9 protein-coding genes are annotated in these 13943 nt (G+C 66.9%); 4 read left to right on the forward strand and 5 right to left on the reverse strand.

The window, feature by feature from the left end:
- The first annotated feature begins 4 nt into the window (after nucleotides 1-4).
- Complete coding sequence (trxA, locus tag G7079_RS00595) at nucleotides 5-331, forward strand: thioredoxin (RefSeq protein WP_166054554.1); 327 nt, start codon at nucleotides 5-7, stop codon at nucleotides 329-331.
- 234 nt (nucleotides 332-565) lie between these two features.
- Nucleotides 566-2266, forward strand: coding sequence for a transcription termination factor Rho (gene rho / locus G7079_RS00600; RefSeq protein ID WP_166054556.1), 1701 nt, complete (start codon nucleotides 566-568; stop codon nucleotides 2264-2266).
- A 199-nt stretch (nucleotides 2267-2465) separates the two neighbouring features.
- On the opposite strand, the gene G7079_RS00605 is transcribed toward rho, so the two are convergent.
- Nucleotides 2466-3431, reverse strand: a complete 966-nt coding sequence (locus G7079_RS00605) for a hypothetical protein (RefSeq protein ID WP_166054558.1) — start codon at nucleotides 3429-3431, stop codon at nucleotides 2466-2468.
- Between the two features lie 97 nt (nucleotides 3432-3528).
- On the opposite strand from G7079_RS00605, the gene G7079_RS00610 reads away from it, so the two are divergent.
- Nucleotides 3529-5346: a monovalent cation:proton antiporter-2 (CPA2) family protein gene (locus G7079_RS00610; RefSeq protein WP_166054560.1), complete on the forward strand. Its 1818-nt coding sequence runs from the start codon at nucleotides 3529-3531 to the stop codon at nucleotides 5344-5346.
- A 3-nt stretch (nucleotides 5347-5349) separates the two neighbouring features.
- Here G7079_RS00610 and G7079_RS00615 read toward each other — a convergent pair whose 3' ends face one another.
- The 4 genes from G7079_RS00615 to G7079_RS00630 all read right to left on the reverse strand — a co-directional run bounded on the left by G7079_RS00615 (nucleotide 5350) and on the right by G7079_RS00630 (nucleotide 11403).
- On the reverse strand, nucleotides 5350-8604 hold the full coding sequence (locus tag G7079_RS00615; RefSeq protein ID WP_240906297.1) for an ankyrin repeat domain-containing protein: 3255 nt from the start codon (nucleotides 8602-8604) through the stop codon (nucleotides 5350-5352).
- A gap of 40 nt (nucleotides 8605-8644) precedes the next feature.
- Nucleotides 8645-8914, reverse strand: coding sequence for a YcgL domain-containing protein (locus tag G7079_RS00620; protein ID WP_166054564.1), 270 nt, complete (start codon nucleotides 8912-8914; stop codon nucleotides 8645-8647).
- A 63-nt stretch (nucleotides 8915-8977) separates the two neighbouring features.
- The gene (gene cydB / locus G7079_RS00625) at nucleotides 8978-9985 is read right to left on the reverse strand and encodes a cytochrome d ubiquinol oxidase subunit II (protein WP_166054571.1); all 1008 of its coding nucleotides are present in this window, start codon (nucleotides 9983-9985) and stop codon (nucleotides 8978-8980) included.
- Nucleotides 9985-11403: a cytochrome ubiquinol oxidase subunit I gene (locus tag G7079_RS00630; RefSeq protein ID WP_166054573.1), complete on the reverse strand. Its 1419-nt coding sequence runs from the start codon at nucleotides 11401-11403 to the stop codon at nucleotides 9985-9987. Before G7079_RS00630 ends, cydB begins: the two co-directional genes overlap by 1 nt.
- 176 nt (nucleotides 11404-11579) lie before the next feature.
- Between G7079_RS00630 and G7079_RS00635 the strand changes: the two genes are divergently transcribed.
- The gene (locus tag G7079_RS00635; RefSeq protein WP_166054575.1) at nucleotides 11580-13940 is read left to right on the forward strand and encodes a S9 family peptidase; all 2361 of its coding nucleotides are present in this window, start codon (nucleotides 11580-11582) and stop codon (nucleotides 13938-13940) included.
- Nucleotides 13941-13943: the final 3 nt, after the last annotated feature.

Genomic DNA, 13943 nt, shown 5'->3' on the forward strand with positions numbered 1-13943 from the left:
CGCCATGACCGACACCGTTTTGCACGCCACCGATGCTAATTTCGCCGACCAGGTGCTGGCCTCCGACCAGCCGGTGCTGGTGGATTTCTGGGCGCCATGGTGCGGCCCGTGCAAGATGATCGCGCCGGCGCTGGACGAACTGGCCGGCACCTACGCGGGCCGCGCCAAGATCGTGAAGGTGGATGTCGACCAGAACCAGCAGACCGCTCTGAAGTACCACGTGCGCAGCATCCCGATGCTGCTGCTGTTCAAGGACGGCCAGGTGCAGGCCACCCAGATCGGCGCGGTGGGCAAGGCCCAGCTGGCGCAAATGATCGACAAGTCGCTCTGATCCCGCTTTCTCCCGCTCCCGCTGGCGGGAGCGGGCTTGGGGTGAGGATGGCTCCCGCTGAACGCCAGCCACCCCGCCTGTTGCGCGCCATGCCGCGCCAGTGCTAGTTTTCCGCCTGACCCGGCGCCGCTTTACCGCGACACACCGCCTCTTGGGCGCGCCGCACCCCATCTGATTCCTTTCCCAGCCCCACCTGCAACGGGTGGGCTCGCAACGCAAGCGAGGATTTTTCCCTTGTCAGACCCGACCAACGACGCCACCGGCGAACCCGCCGAGAAGCGCGTGCGCAAGACCCGCGTGGCCAAGCCCAAAGACGCGTTGACCGTTCCCCCCATCGAAGACGCCAAGCCGGCCCCGCCGCCACGCGCCGAGCCCGTGCAGGCCGTCACTGCCGACGCACCGCCACCGCCCGCCGCGCCTGCGCAAGCCACTTCGCCCGAGGCGCCGGCCGGCCAAGCTGGCAGCGAAGCCACGAGCGGCGGCAACGAAGCCGGCGGTTTCGAACAACGCGACGGCCAGCCGCGCCATGGCAACAACAACCGCCGCGAGCGCTTCAAGAACCGCCGCGACCGCCAACGCGAGCGCTACCGCGACAATGGCATGCAGGACGACGGCGGCAACGGCGAGAACTTCGTGCCGCGCCCGCACCCGCAGGTGCCGGAAGGCTTCCCCACCTATTCGCTCGGCGACCTCAAGCGCATGCCGGCGCCGAAGCTGCTGGACATCGCCGAGCAGCTGCAGATCACCGACGGCGTGGCGCGCGCGCGCAAACAGGACATCATCTTCGCCATCCTTAAGGTGCTGACCCGCCACGGCGAAGGCGTGCAGGCCGATGGCGTGCTGGAAATCCTGCCGGACGGCTTCGGCTTCCTGCGCGCGGCCGAGGCCAGCTACCTAGCCGGCCCGGACGATACCTACATCTCGCCCTCGCAGATCCGCCGCTTCAACCTGCGCACCGGCGACCACGTCTCCGGCCGCATCCGCTGGCCGAAGGACGGCGAGCGCTACTTCGCGCTGAACATCGTCGACACCATCAACGGCGAGCCGCTTGAGGCATCCAAGAACAAGGCCCTGTTCGAGAACCTCACCCCGCTGTTCCCGCGCAAGCGCTTCAAGCTGGAACGCGGCGACGGTTCTTCGGAAGACATCACCGGCCGCATCCTCGACCTCATGGCCCCGCAGGGCAAGGGCCAGCGCGCCCTGATCGTCAGCCCGCCAAAGGCCGGCAAGACGATGATGATGCAGCAGATCGCCACCGCGATCACGACCAACCACCCGGACGTGCACCTGATCGTGCTGCTGATCGACGAGCGCCCGGAAGAAGTCACCGAGATGCAGCGCACCGTGCGCGGCGAAGTGATCTCTTCCACGTTCGATGAACCCGCCGCGCGCCACGTGCAGGTCGCCGAAATGGTGATCGAGCGCGCCAAGCGCCTGGTCGAACACAAGCGCGACGTGGTGATCCTGCTCGACTCGATCACCCGCCTGGCCCGCGCCTACAACAACGTGCTGCCGAGCAGCGGCAAGGTCTTGACCGGCGGCGTGGACTCCAACGCCCTGCATCGGCCGAAGCGCTTCTTCGGCGCCGCGCGCAACGTGGAGGAAGGCGGCAGCCTGACCATCATCGCCACCGCCCTGGTCGATACCGGCAGCGCGATGGACAAGGTGATCTACGAGGAGTTCAAGGGCACCGGCAATTCCGAAGTGCACCTGGACCGCCGCATCACCGAGAAGCGCGTGTACCCGGCGATCGGCGTGAACCTGTCCGGCACCCGCCGCGAAGACCTGCTGATCGAGCCGGAGCTGCTGCAGAAGATCTGGATCCTGCGCAAGCTGCTGCACCCGATGGACGAGATCGCGGCGATGGAGTTTCTCTTGGACAAGATGAAGAACACCAAGTCCAACGACGAGTTCTTTAGTTCGATGAAGCGGTGAGTGCCGCAACATTCGGCATTTGTAGGTACAGCAAAAAGCCCCGCATCGCGGGGCTTTTTGTTTGTACGGCGGCCGTCATCAGCCTGCAGGGATTGGCGTGATCATGACCGGGGAATTCTGCGCGATCGGCAGCGGGCCTGACGGCATCGAAGCCGCCATGCATTCCTTCGACGACCGAACGAACGCCCCTTCCCGTTCTTCACAACACGCCCCCGATCACATTTTTGTCGCTGAGCCCAAAAGGCGACGAGCCGGCGAGGTACTCGCCGTCGTTGAGGTCGGAAACGCCAACAGCTCGCTCGTCCTCCGTGCCAAGCAACCAGGGCACCGGGTAGTTCGGCCCACGAAATTCCTGGCGCCACTTGCCGGCCAGGGATTCGCTGCTGGCCCCGCCTGACGAAAGGACGTATTGGACGGGAACCCGCACAGTGAGGTCGCTCGCCTTCAATCCAGCAACCTCCTTCGCTTCGACCTTGAATTTCCACTTCGCAGCTGCCCCGGCCGCATTCTTTTCCAGCATCACTCGGGCGCGGTCCAGCAGTTCAGGCTTGCCTTTGACATTGAGCAAGCTCGATTGCGACGCGAACACGTCCGCCACCGTGCCATCACGGTTCAGCCGTACGTTCAACAGCACCAAACCCTCGACACCGGCGAGCTGCATGCCTACCGGATAACCTGGCGGCGTCATCTTGATCGACGTGATCGAAACCACCGGTTCGGGCTCGGCAGGCTCGCCGGCAAGCCCAAGCGTCTTGCCCTGTTCAGCCAACGCCTGCGCTGCGGCGCGTTCCGCGTCGTATTCCTCCTGGGTGTTGGAACGGAATACGACGTTGTCGACCCGTACCTCGTAGCCGCCTTTCACCTCGGTAGCCGCCAGCGTGATCCGCATCGGCGATTTCGCGGCAGCGGCCTTGCCATCGACCGCGATCGGTCGGAAGCGCCACGTCGGCACCGCCTTGGCGACCAACTTCTGGATCGGGGGCTCGAGCTTGGTGAGTATCCGATAATCGAGCACACGACCTTCCGGGTCGATCGAAACTTCGCCATCCACCCGCAGCGTCAGCACGCTCTCGCCCTGTGCGATCTGCACCTTGGTCGCTGCCTGCACTGTGCCCACCGCCAACAGCAGCGCCAAAAACCCCTTCACCATCACCCGCAACGTCATCGTCCCTCTCCCTGGATCGGCCCAGGCAGAGTATGCCAGCGCCGAACGCAGCCCCAATCGCGGATACTGGACGTCCCTGAACGGAAGCAGGCCACACATGCACGGCGGTCTAGAACTCGCATTAGTCTTCCTGCTGGCGGCGGTCATCGCGGTGCCGGTGTTCAAGCGCTTCGGCTTGGGCGCGGTACTGGGCTACCTGGCCGCCGGCGTGGCGCTGGGGCCGTTCGGGCTGGGGGTGATCCGCGATACCGACCGGGTGCTGGCCGCCAGCGAGATCGGCGTGGTGATGATGCTGTTCGTGATCGGGCTGGAGTTGTCGCTGCCGCGCTTGAAGGTAATGCGTCGGCCGGTGTTCCTGGTCGGTGGCCTGCAAGTGGCGCTCACCGGATTGGCGCTGTGCGCGCTGGTGATGATGCAGGGAACCGGCTGGAAGACCGCGATCGTGGTGGGCCTGGGCCTGGCGCTATCGTCCACCGCGGTGGGCCTGCAACTGCTGTCCGAACGCAAGGAATTGGCCAGCGACCATGGTCGGTTGGCGTTCGCCATCCTGCTATTCCAGGACTTGGCTGCGATCCCGCTGCTGGCCGCGATCCCGCTGCTCGGCACCGCGATCAACCCGGACTCCGGCGAAGCGCCCTGGTTGGCGGTGGCCAAGGGCGTGGGCGCGATCGCGGTGCTGGTGTTCGGTGGCCGCGTGTTGCTGCGCCACGTGTTCAAAGTCGTGGCGCGCACCGGCATGCCGGAGGTATTCACCGCGACCTCCCTGCTGGTGGTGCTGGGCAGCGCGTGGTTGATGGAGCTGGCCGGCCTGAGCGCGGGCCTTGGCGCGTTCCTGGCCGGCGTGTTGCTGGCCGATTCCGAATTCCGCCACGAACTGGAAGCGCAGATCCAGCCGTTCGAAGGCCTCTTGCTGGGTCTGTTCTTCATGGCCGTGGGCATGAGCATCGACGTGCAGCGGGTGATCGCCGAACCGGCCCGCATCGCCGCCGGCGTGGCGGTGCTGATGGTGGTGAAGTTCGTGATCCTGTACGCGCTTGGACGACGCCCCGGCAGCCTGGATCGCAAATCGGCGCTTCTGCTGGGCAGCGTGCTGGCGCTAGGCGGCGAGTTCGCCTTCGTGGTGTTCTCCGAGGCCGACAAGGCCGGCCTGTTGCAACCCGCCGTGCGCGACCGGTTGGTGGCGATGGTCGGCGTGTCGATGGCGCTCACGCCGCTGCTGCTGATCGGTGTCACCCGCCTGATCAAGACCAAGGCGCCGCGCAAGCCGGAAAGCAAGCGTCCGTATGACGAGATTCCCGACGAACATCCGCAGGTGCTGATTGCCGGCTTCGGGCGAGTGGGCCAGATCGTGGCGCGCCTCTTGTACGCCAACAAGGTGAAGTTCGTGGCGATCGACAGCGACGCCGAGGAGGTCGACTGGTTTCGCAGTCGTCGCTTCGGCAGCGAGCTGTACTACGGCGATCCATCCAAGCCGGAATTGCTGCGTGCCGCGGGTGCGGCCAACATCAAGGTGTTCGTGGTCGCGGTGCCCACGGAAGAGTCCTGCCTGCGCATCGTGCGCGTGCTGCGCCGCAATTACCCGCAAGCCAAGGTACTGGCGCGTGCGCGCGACCGCCGCCACGCCTGGAAGCTGATGGACCTGGGCGCCACCCCGATCCGCGAGACCTTCGGCTCCAGCATGGAGATGGGGCGTGAGGCACTGGTCACGCTGGGCATGCCGGCCGACACGGCCGAGCATCGCGGCACGCTGTTCCGCCAACACGACGAACACATCCTGGCCGCCCAGCACCTGGTCTACGACGACGAGGACGCGCTGATGCAGACCGCGCAAGACGCGCGCAAGGAACTGGAACAGTTGTTCGAGGCCGACGTGGGCGAAGGCACGCTCGGGCAGATCGTCAGCCGCCCGGACTGAGGTCTATGGCTCGCGCAGGAATCGCGCCATCGACACCTGCGATGGCGCACCGCCCTGTGGCGCCAGTTCCGCCGCGACATCCACGTAGCCACGCATCACCGCGATCTCGCGCGGGGTGCGGTTCAAGGCATCGCGCTGGTCGAGGTCGGCGCCTTCGCGCAACAGTGCCTGCGCGATCCGCAGCAGGCCATGCAGTGCGGCCAGGTGCAACGGGCCGAAGCCGCGTTGGTCGCGCGCGTCCAGTGGCACGTCTTCATCGAACAAGCGTTCCAAACCAGCCAGCACCACGTCTTCGGTGCTCGGCGTGCCGGGCTCGGCGCGCGCGCCCAGCAGCAGCAGCAGGGGCGTGACTCCACCGGCGGCGGATTGTTGCGGATCGGATCCGGCCAGCAGCAGCGTGTCCAGCAACGCGACCAGGCGGGGACGCTCGCGCGCGGTGAAACCGTACAAGGCGGCGCAATGCAGCGGAGTCAAGCCCTGGGCATCGGTGGCGTGCAGGTCGGCGCCGGCCTGCAGCAGGCGCGAGACCAGTTCCGGCAACCCCAGCGCCGCGGCCAGCATCAGTACGGTGACTTCGCCCGGCAAGCGCTGTTCGAGACCCGCGCCGGCATCCAGCAGGTGGTCGACGATCTCCGCCTGGCGCATGCTCACCGCCGCCGACAACGGGGTGGCGCCGGTGTTCGCCGCCAGGCCAGGGTTCGCGCCGCGGGCCAGCAGCAGGTCGACCAAGGCGCGATGCCCACCGCCAGCCGCGCGCAACAAGGCGCTGCAGCCCTGGCTGTCGACGGCATCGACCGGCAGGCCGAAATCGAGCAAGCGGCGCACAGCATCGGTATCGCCCACCAGTGCTGCGGCTGGCACGTCGCTGGCCTGCAACGGGCGGCGCGGCAACCGCCAGCCGCGCCAGTCCAACCAATCGGCCAGGTCACGGCGGCCGGCGGCAAGCGCCACGCCCAACGGCGTCTGTCCGTCCGCGGCACGACGATCCGGCGCGGCACCGGCGGCAACCAGCCGCTTCAACTCGTCCTCGCGACCCAGCGCGGCGGCCAGGTGCAGCGCGCTCATGCCATGGCTGTCGCGTGCATCCAGGTCGACGCCATGCGCGACCAGGCGCTGCAGCAATTGCGTCCATTGCAGGCGTACCGCCAGCGCCAACGGCGGATCGCCGGCAGACGAAGGCGCGAACGGATCCGCGCCGCGCTCCAGCAACTCCAGGGCGAAACGCTGCGCGCGCGGATCCTTCGTTGGCTGCGCATGGCAGGCGGCCAGCCAGTTCGCGAACCCGCCGCCGCCTGCAGGCGACGCACCATGCGCGAACAGCGCGCGCAGCGCCTGCATCCCGTCCGTGCCGCGCGCCAATGCGGCGGCGACCGGCAATGGCGCACCCGGCACCCGCGCTTCGGCCTGTGCGCCGTGGCGCAACAGCCATTCGATGCGCGCAGGCTCGGCGGCGATCTCGGCATCGCACAGCAGGCCGTTCATTTCGGCCGTGCCGAGCAGTGCCGCCAACGGCGCCAGTTCGCGGCCACCCACACCTTCCAGCAGGCGTTCGCGCAGCAACAGTTGCGGCGGTCGATCCGGTGCGGTGCCGTCGTCTTCATCCATCGCCACCGGCAAGTCGCGTTGCGGATCCAGTGCGGACACCAGCGTCCAGCGGCCGGCCGCGGCGGCCACGTCGACCACGCTGCGGCCTTCCGCATCCTGCGCCTGTGCATCCACGCCCAGTTCCAGCAGGCGCTTCACCAGTGCCGCCGAAGGCGCTTCCGCGGCAACCGCCAGATGCAGGGCGTTCGCACCCGTGCCGTCGCAGGCGCGCGGATCGGCCTTCGCCTCCATCAGGGCGTCTAGCGCCGGCAGCGCGGCGTTGCGTGCACTGTCCAGCAGCGGCGTGCGGCCTTCGCCGTCGCGCGCGTGCACGTCGGCGCCGGCATCAAGCAGGGCGGCCACGATCCCGGCATGACCGGCGAATGCGGCCTCGTGCAGCGCGCTGCGCCCGCGCGCATCACGCGCATCGACCCGCGCCTTGTGCCGCAGCAACAGCTGCACGCCGGCGGCATCGTCCTCTTCGGTACCGGCCGCGGCCAGCAGCACCGGTTGGCCGTCGGCGGGTTCCGGCTTCGCACCGCGCTCCAGCAGGAAGCGGGCGAGCCGCCAGTTGCCGGCGATGCAGGCGGTGCCCAGCGGCGACACGCCTTCGCCGTTCAGCGCATCCATTTCCGCGCCGGCATCGCGCAGCAGGGCGGCCACGCCGGGGTCGGAGCTGCGCGCGGCGTAGTGCAGGGGCGTATTGCCTTCGGCGTCTGCGATGCGTGGATCGGCGCCGTTGGCGAGCAGGGTCATCACCGCTTCCGGGCGGCCATGCCAGCTGTCGCGGGTGGCAGCCAACAGCGGCGTGGTCCAAGCGTGTGCAGCATTGATGTCGACACCGCGTTCGATCAGCCCGCGCAGCAGGCGCAGGTCGGGCAGCACCGCGGCCAGCACCGGCAAGCCACGCCGGTCACGTTCGCCAGCAGGCGCCACGGCACGTGGATCGGCGCCGGCTTCGAGCAGCTGCAGCGCACGCTCCACCCGGCCCGCGCGCGCGGCGGCGTACAGATCGCGGGTCAGCGCTTCGACATCGATTTCGGCGGCAGCGTCGGCGATGGGCAGGACGGCATCGACCTCGATGTCGGCTTGCTCGGCATCGTCCATCTCCACCACCGGCAAGCCATGCACCAGCAGGCGTGATGGCGCGGACTGCAGCAGCGCATGCGCCAACGGCAACAACGCGGCATACGCCATCGCGGCGATGGTGCGGGCGAAGCCGGTCAACAAGCCTGGCCAGGCCAGCGCGATCCCTCCGCCGAGCAACAGCAGCACCGGCACCGCGACCTGCAGGCCGCTCCACGCGCCGCGTTCGTGCTTGTCCTGCGCCGCATGGCGTACGCCGATGCCGCCGCCTTCGCGCTCGATCCCATGCCACAGCGGCCAGTTGCGCCACAGCAACAGCAGCATGGCCGCAACGGCGGCGCTCAGCGCCAGCGTCGGTATCAATCCCGGTGCACTGCGCAAGGCTTGCAGCGGCCACGCCGCCAGCAGGCCGGCCAATGCGAACCCACCAGCCCAAAGCAGCGCCAGCGACCCGGCATCGCGGCCCAGCCGGATCTTGCCGCGCGTGCCGCGCAACAATGCGACGCCCAATGCCGCGGGCACCTGCGCAAGGAAAGCAAAGGCGCCGGCGGTGCCGATGTCGAACCCGCAGGCGCCTGCCAGCAACATCGATAACGCGACCAGCGCGAACCCAAGACCACGGCGCGACTCAGCCATCGGTGCCCCAGTCTTCGGTCATCGGATCCAGCATGGTCGGCGGAAACTGCAGGTGGAAACCGCGCGTGGTCAGATTCGCGCGCACAACCTCGGGATCTTGCTGCGCCAGCTTGCGCGGCGGCGCCAGGTCGACCTCCAGCACGAACTGCAGCTTGCCCAGCTGCATGCGCACGGGCTCGGGCAGGCGTTCGAAATCATCTCGCTTGGCAAGATAAAGGTAGGTATCGGCCTTTTTCAGGCTCTTGTAGACGTAGGCGAGCATCGCGCATCCCGCGAAAGATCGCGTCGATTGTGCGCGAAAGCGCCTTGCGACGGAACCGCTGGGTCAGTGATAACCAGAATCCGCCGCCACCTTGCCGGCGAACACCCGGTACGACCACCACGTGTAACCCAGGATCACCGGCAGCAACATCGCCAACCCCACCAGCAGGAACACCTGCGAGGACGGCGGCGAGGCCGCCTGCCAGATGGTCAGCGACGGCGGCACCAGGTACGGCCAGATGCCCAGCACCAGCCCAGCGAAGCACAGCCCGAACAGGCACAGGGTCAGCACGAACGGATGACCATCGCGACCATCGGCCATCACCGCGCGCCACAGCGCGAAGGCCACGCCCAGCACCAGCAGTGGCACCGGCAGCAGCAGCCAGAAGTGGTCGCCTTCGAACCAGCGCGCCATCACCCGGCTGCTGAGGAACGGCAGCCAGGCACTGACCAGGCCGATGAAGGCCACCATCACCAGCATCAGCGGCCGCGCCAGGGTGCGCGCGATCCGCTGCAGGCGGCCATCGGTCTTCAGGATCAGCCAGCCGGCGCCGAGCAGGGCGTAACCGAACACCACCGCTACCCCGGTCAGCATCGAGAAGGGGCTGAAGAAACTGAACATGCCGCCGATGTATTTGCCGGCCTGCAGCGGCATGCCTTCGACGATGGCGCCGAGGATCACGCCCTGCCAGAACGCCGCGCACAGCGAGCCCAGCGCGAACGCCCAGCCCCATAGCCATTTGGAACGTTCCGCCTTGAAGCGAAACTCGAACGCCACGCCACGGAACACCAGCGCGATCAGCATCAGCAGTACCGGCAGATACAGCGAGGACAGGATCAGCGCGTAGGCCTTGGGGAACGCCGCCAGCAGGCCGACGCCGCCAAGCACCAGCCAGGTTTCGTTGCCGTCCCAGATCGGCGCGGCGGTGTTCATCATGTGGTCGAGCTGCTCTTCGTCCTCGGCGAACGGCGCGAGGATGCCGAGGCCCAGCACGAAACCATCCAGCAACACGTACATCAGCACGCCGAAGCCGATCACGCCGAACCAGATCACCGGGAGCCAGTACTCCATCACGCACCCCCTTCGATGTTTTCGTCGGGCAGCGACAACGGCCGCGCCGGGGTTTTCCCGCCGCCTGCCATGTCCTTGGGCGGCTGCTTGACCGGCCCCTTTCGCAGCAGCTTCTGCAGGTACCAGATGCCGGCGCCGAACACGAAGGCGTAGGCCGCCGCGTAGATGATCAGCGAAGACAGCACCGCCGCAGCCTGGATATTCGGGCTCACCGAATCCGCAGTACGCAGCAGGCCGTACACGGTGTACGGCTGGCGTCCGATTTCGACCACGTACCAACCCGCCAGCAAGGCAATGAAGCCCGAGGGCGCAAGCAACCGCCAACCATCCTGCAGCCAGCGCCCACCACGGGTGCCGGCATCGAACAGCCAGCCGCGCCGCCAGGCCAACAGCGAGGCCAGCACCAGTAGCAGCATCGCCATGCCCAGCCCCACCATCACCCGGAACGCGTAGAACACCGGCTTCACCGGCGGGCGCTCGTCGCGCGGCACCGAGGTCAGCGGTTGGATGTCGCCATCCAGCGTGTGTGTGAGGATCAGGCTGCCCAGCTTCGGGATGGCGATTTCGTAATCGTTGCGCTCCTCGCGCTCGTTCGGCACCGCGAACAGGATCAGCGGCACGCCGTGGCCCGGTGGTTCGCTGCGCCAGTGCGCTTCCATCGCCGCCACCTTGATCGGTTGGTGCTCGCGCGCGTTCAGTCCGTGCTGGTCGCCAACGAAGATCTGCAGCGGCACCGCGATCGCCGCGAAGGCCACCGCGTGCTTGAGCATGCGTTTGCCGGCCTCGACATGCTCACCACGCCGCAAATACCAGGCACTGACTCCGCCGATCACGAAACAGGTGGTGATGAACGCGGCCAGCACCATATGCGCCAACCGATACGGGAACGAGGGATTGAAGATGATCGCCCACCAGCTTTCCGGCTGGAACACGCCTTGCGCATCGATGCTGTAGCCCTGCGGCGTCTGCATCCAGCTGTTGGCGGAAATGATCCAGAACGTCGAAATCAGGGTGCCGGTGGCGACCATCATGGTCGCGAAGAAATGCAGGCGATCGGAGACTTTCTTCCAGCCGAACAGCATCACGCCGAGGAAACCGGCCTCGAGGAAGAACGCGGTCAGCACTTCATAGCTGAGCAGCGGGCCGAGGATGTTGCCGGCCTTTTCGCTGAGCTGTGCCCAGTTGGTGCCGAACTGGAAGCTCATCACGATGCCGCTGACCACGCCCATGCCGAACGAGACCGCGAAGATCTTCAGCCAGAAGAAATACAGGTCGCGCCAGAGGTCGTCCTTGGTGCGCAGCCAGCGCCATTCGATGAAGGCCAGCCAGCTCGCGAGCCCGATGGTGAAAGCCGGGAACAGGATATGAAACGAGATCACGAAACCGAATTGGATCCGCGACAGCAGCAGTGCATCCACGCATGCGCTCCACGACGCGCGGGATGGCGCCGCGCGGAGATTGTCCCATGCATGCGCTAGTGCGGCCATTCGAAATATCGATCTGGAGCCGGCTCCAGTCTTCGCGTGGGACTTCCGGCGCATGCGCGACGCGGCGCGGCTGCTACCCTGCCGGGACTTCGTTCCGGAACCGCCCCATGCGCCTTGCCCCGCTTGCCTTCGGCCTGTTGCTGGCCACCACCGCCAGCCACGCCGCCACGCCGATCACACTCGACCAGGCAATGGCCGATCCCGACTGGATCGGCCCGCAAGTGGAAGATGCATGGTGGCGCTGGGACGGCAAGGCCGCGCAATACACGCTCAAGCGCAAGGGCGCGACGGTGCGCGACACCTGGCAAATCGGCATCGAGGGCGGTGCGCCCGCCATGATCGAAGGCAGCGCGCGCAGTGACCTGGATGTCGCGAATCCCCTGCTCGATGCCGGCGGCACGCGCAGCGCGTTCGTCCGCAATGGCGATGTGTTCGTGCGCGACCTGCGCAGCGGCGCGCTGACCCAACTCACCCGCAGCAACGAAGCCGAATCGCGCCTGCTGTGGAGCCGCGATGGCGCGCTCATCTGGCGCGGCGACGACGCCTGGTATCGCTGGGATGGCCGCAGCACCGTGCAGGCCGCGCAACTCAAGGCCGAGGACGCACCCGGTACGCCGCCCAAGCCCGATGACCTGCGCGAACGCCAGCTGCGCCTGATCGAAACATTGAAGAACGACCGCGCCCTGCGCGAGGCCGCGCGCGAACAGAACGAGGCCTGGCGCAAGGCCGATCCCACCCGCGCCGCCGCGCCGATCTACCTGGGCAAGGGCGTGGAGATCGTCGATTCCGCGCTGTCGCCGGATGGCCGCTGGCTGCTGGTCGCCACCACCGAGAAAGGCGCGGATGCCGGCACCGCCGGCAAGATGCCGAAGTACGTCACCGAATCCGGTTACGAGGAATTCGAGGACGTGCGCACCCGCGTCGGTCGCAACGATCCGCTGCCGCAAAAACTGTGGTTGGCCGATGTGGGCAGCGGCAAAGTGAGCGAACTGAAATTCGATGCACTGCCCGGTATCGCCACCGATCCGCTGGCCGCAATGCGCAAGGCCGCCGACAAGGATGCGCTGAAAGGCAACCGTGCCGTGCAAGTCGCCACCAGCGGCGACAACGGCGACGCCCCGGCCCTGCTGTGGAGCAGCGACAGCCGCAACGTTGCGGTGATGGTGCGTGCGATCGACAACAAGGATCGCTGGATCGCGACCGTCGATCTTGCCGGTGCGAAACTGCAGCCGCGCCATCGCCTGACCGATCCGGCCTGGATCAACTGGAGCTTCAACGATTTCGGCTGGCTGGCCGATGGCAGCACGCTCTGGTACCTGAGCGAGGAAAGCGGCTACTCGCACCTGTACACGCTCAATGGCGCGAACAAGTCACAGCTCACCGACGGTAAGTGGGAAACCTCGTCGGTCGTGCCAGCACGCGACGGCAGCGCGTTCTGGTTCCTGTGCAACCGCCAGCAACCGGGCGATTACGAAGTGTGCAGCGTGCCCGCGCGCGGTGGTGCCACGCGCGAAGTGACCTCGCTCGATGGCGTGGAGAGTTTTCGCATGTCGCCGGACGGATCGAAATTGCTGGTGCGCAATTCCTCCGCCTACCTGCCACCGCAGGCTTACGTGGTCGATGCCAACGGCGGCAATGCAAAGCAACTCACCGATACCCGCACCGCCGAGTTCAAGGCGCGCGAATGGATCCACCCGCAAATCGTGCAGGTGCCGTCGAAGCATGGCGCCGGCACCATCTGGGGCAAGTACTACGCGCCGGCAACGATGGAGCCCGGCAAGAAATATCCCATCGTGATGTTCGTGCACGGTGCGGGCTACCTGCAGAACGTCAGCGCGCGCTACCCGAACTATTTCCGCGAGCAGATGTTCCACAACCTGCTGGTGCAGCAGGGCTACATCGTGCTGGACCTCGACTATCGCGCCAGCGAAGGCTATGGCCGTGACTGGCGCACCGCGATCTATCGCTGGATGGGCAAGCCGGAGCTGGAGGATTACCTGGATGGCCTGGACTGGCTGGTCGACAACAAGCAAGGCGATCGCGACCGCGCCGGCATCTACGGCGGCAGCTACGGCGGCTTCATGACGTTTGCCGCGCTGTTCCAGAAGCCCGGCGTGTTCAAGGCCGGCGCCGCGCTGCGCCCGGTCAGCGACTGGTCGCAGTACAACCACGAATACACCAGCAACATCCTCAATACGCCGGAACTCGATCCCGAGGCCTACAAGCGTTCCAGCCCGCTGGAATACGCCGCCGGTTTGCAGGACAACCTGCTGATCGCGCACGGCATGATCGACGACAATGTGTTCTACAAGGACTCGGTGATGCTGGCGCAGCGCTTGATCGAACTGCGCAAGGACAAGTGGGAACTCGCCAGCTATCCGCTGGAGCGCCACGGCTTCACCCATCCGGATGCGTGGTACGACGAATACCGGCGCATCCACGAGCTGTTCGAACGCACCCTGAAGTAAGCA

The organism is Thermomonas sp. HDW16 (assembly GCF_011302915.1).
Taxonomy (GTDB): Bacteria; Pseudomonadota; Gammaproteobacteria; order Xanthomonadales; family Xanthomonadaceae; genus Thermomonas.

Coding starts and splice junctions, on each gene's coding strand:
- trxA (WP_166054554.1), top strand. CDS start 5: ATGACCGACACCGTTTTGCACGCCACCGATGCTAATTTCGCCGACCAG.
- G7079_RS00605 (WP_166054558.1), bottom strand. CDS start 3,431: ATGACGTTGCGGGTGATGGTGAAGGGGTTTTTGGCGCTGCTGTTGGCG.
- G7079_RS00610 (WP_166054560.1), top strand. CDS start 3,529: ATGCACGGCGGTCTAGAACTCGCATTAGTCTTCCTGCTGGCGGCGGTC.
- G7079_RS00615 (WP_240906297.1), bottom strand. CDS start 8,604: ATGTTGCTGGCAGGCGCCTGCGGGTTCGACATCGGCACCGCCGGCGCC.
- G7079_RS00620 (WP_166054564.1), bottom strand. CDS start 8,914: ATGCTCGCCTACGTCTACAAGAGCCTGAAAAAGGCCGATACCTACCTT.
- cydB (WP_166054571.1), bottom strand. CDS start 9,985: ATGGAGTACTGGCTCCCGGTGATCTGGTTCGGCGTGATCGGCTTCGGC.
- G7079_RS00635 (WP_166054575.1), top strand. CDS start 11,580: ATGCGCCTTGCCCCGCTTGCCTTCGGCCTGTTGCTGGCCACCACCGCC.